This window comes from Vibrio genomosp. F10 str. 9ZD137, from assembly GCF_049974785.1.
GTDB lineage: Bacteria > Pseudomonadota > Gammaproteobacteria > Enterobacterales > Vibrionaceae > Vibrio.
On sequence record NZ_JBNGCJ010000811.1, the window covers coordinates 1 to 2,966 of the forward strand.

2 protein-coding genes are annotated in these 2,966 nt (G+C 43.6%); both read left to right on the forward strand.

The window, feature by feature from the left end; translation table 11 throughout:
* Nucleotides 1-1,327, forward strand: a 1,327-nt coding sequence (locus ACP45E_RS18625) for an FUSC family protein (protein ID WP_069585412.1), incomplete at its 5' end; no start/stop codon positions are given.
* 358 nt (nt 1,328-1,685) lie between these two features.
* A partial coding sequence (locus ACP45E_RS18630; protein WP_069585414.1) for a hypothetical protein occupies nt 1,686-2,966 on the forward strand: 1,281 nt, incomplete at its 3' end.

Sequence of the window (2,966 nt, forward strand, 5' to 3'; positions counted from 1 at the left end):
CATTACTGTGTTTATTGTGGCGGCCAATGAGAGTTATTCTCACGCGGTTAAGAAAGGACAGAACCGGATCCTAGGCACAATGTTGGGGACTGGCTATGCCACATTTCTGTTGATCATGTTTGCACAAGAACATGTTCTATTTGTTTTCTTTCTGACGATGTTTTTAGCGCTGTGTGTTTTTATGTCGTCGCATAACAGACTAGGATACGCATTTACGATTGGCTTTGTGGTTTGCACCGTTATTTCATGTATTGGCGGTTTCGACAGTGTAACGACCTTTAATATCGCAGTATTGCGTTTTCAAGAAACGGTACTTGGGGTGATTGTTTACACGTTAGTTTTTCGTTTTATCTGGCCGCGAAAAACAGAAGATCTTTTTTTCAGTTTAATTCGGGACACGGTGAGCCAGCTTCATCAATGTGCGGGCTTTGAGCTTGATACCCTTCGACATGAAAAAGGGCAGGGTCTCAGAGGTGGGCATAACCTTAACAACCGTCGTCAGTGGGAAGAGAGTCAAAATGCGCTACATCGCCGCTTAGCCAAATTAAACGATATTCTAAGCCTTCCCTTAAATGGCAGTCATCGGTTACATGAAGAAAGAGCGACGTGGCAACTTATTGTACGAGCAATAACACACATCGATTTTCTGCTGGAACTGCACCATAACACCCAAGCGTCATCTGCTGTTCAGGCGCATATTGCCGAAGGCCACACCTTGTTGTCATTAAGCTTGATGTCACCTAAAAGTACCCGCACAAAATTGGCGGCATGGTTGAGCAAAGTTGAAACACACTATCCTCTACCTGATCTGCCATCGTCAGCCTTTTCAGTTCCGTTGAAGCAACGGCTTATTAGCGCAGCGAAAGCGGTCAGTATTCAGTTAACATGCTTTGCATTGTGGATTTTATTGCCAATACCGGGTGGTTACATTATGCCAATGGTTGCCTCTATATTTGCCAATATCTTGGTCACTTTGCCCGACAACGCAATTAAGCATGCCAGTTTTGGGGTACTGGCTTGGGGGGTAATATTCCTTGCTGAATATGTTCTCATCATGCCAGAGCTGACTGAGACATGGCAGTTGGCGGGGTTCTATTTTGTGAATAGTATCTTGGTGTGGAAAGTGGGCAGTATTCCTGATTTAGCCATCCAGAAAGTACTGGGGGGAAATTTGCTGGTGGTGTTTACCATGGGAGCACTTCAATTAACGCCCTCCTATGAGATTGTGACACCACTCATGATGATCATTTGTGTGTTTGTTGCATTAGCAGTGTCCAGTTTTTACATCAGACTATTTCAAACACGAATCGAACTTGCTAGCTCGTGAGTTCACGGGTTTAGTTGATGTCATCAAGTCTTTATATCGTCGTCCCGCAATAGTTTCTTGGGCATAGCTTCTTTGGAATAGCTTCTTCGGAATAGCCTTTTCGGAATAGTCGCTTCTGCATTGCTGAATGTGGGGGCTTTTTATACGCAATACATGTGAGGACGAGATCCGTCATAAGCGATTCACCAATAGTTACATTCCCTATTAAAATTCTCTCATCGACAAGAGACGTGTGTTTGTTGCCAGTAGGCGTCAACACTCCAAAACTTGGTAATTAAATACAGCAGAACAAGGGTGTTCGCTCAATTTTATACCGCTGGATTCTCATAGCCTTGAGCATCAGTTGAGAGAAAAAGATATGACACTTTCTTCAATATATAACAAGACGAATAATACTAAGCGCTCTATCTCTATCATTGCTAGTTCAATTGTTTTGGCGTTTTCTGCTGGTACGTTTTCCTCTAATGCCTTTTCAGCAGACACGCCTAACGACACGCATCTTGAAGTGGACGGATTGTCTGAAGGCGAACAGATTTTTCAACAATATGGAATCGACGATGAACTCCCTAAGTTAGGTTTAAGTTCATTGGTTCAAGGTGAACATCTTGTGGAGCATGCAACACGTTTTGTCCAAGTTGGTGATGAAGTGAGCGAGCTGTCGGTTTTCCTGATAAAGAATACCGATACCAAGGGCAATATCGATTTACGCGTTAAATATAATGCAGACGAGCTCGCTAATGAAAAAAACATGATTAACGAGATTGAAAACTACACTCGAACTGAATATCGATTGCGCAATTATGCCCAAAGCTATGATCCAAAAAGTGTCAGTGCGACAGAACGAGATGACGGTGTGGTTGAAGTGAAGTTTAACTATTCCAAGTACGGTTTACCGCAGGACATCGCTTATTTCAGGTTTCTTACCGTCACTATAGAAGTGAAAGACAGTAAGCCGCTAAAAATGACGATCACCAACAGTAAGCCGTTTCAACATGGCAAGTACGCGCTCGATAGCTATCAACAAACGATCACGTTTGCTGAATTAGCCAGTGGTAAGGTCATCATTGCGAAGAAAGACATTGAAGCCACCGGTTCGCTTAAAAACAAATCGGTAAAAATGCACTCGACGATTGAGCCCGTTGCTTTCTATGAAGATGACCTGGGCGTCAGTGTGCTAAACGAAGCTCGTCTAGCGGAAGTATCAGATCCACGAGTAAGAGAAGTACAAGTCAAATTGGACAGCGTGTTTCCCTTAATGGGTGACATGGTTCGTAGGCAAGGGATTGATATTCCACTGCCATATGGTGTTTCTGTTGCCTACCGAAATCAGAATATGGACTTTGGCTTTACGGATTTTAACGTTATGGGCACAGACCTGAACGATTTGTTTGATGCGACGGAATCAATAGGCAGTGTAAAGGCTGAAAGTTTATCGATTCGAGGGGATGTGAATATTCTGCCATTTTGGAATGTGTTTGGTGTGGTGGGTAAAGTGAACGTTGACGCAAATGTGGATGCTCAATATACCGGAGGGATTGGACAAGGTATCAAAGATAAGTTGAACGACAAATGGTCGGGATTAGGCGACGCATTCTGCGATATCGAAAGCATCGGTGCGCTCTGCAACAGTGGCCGTGTC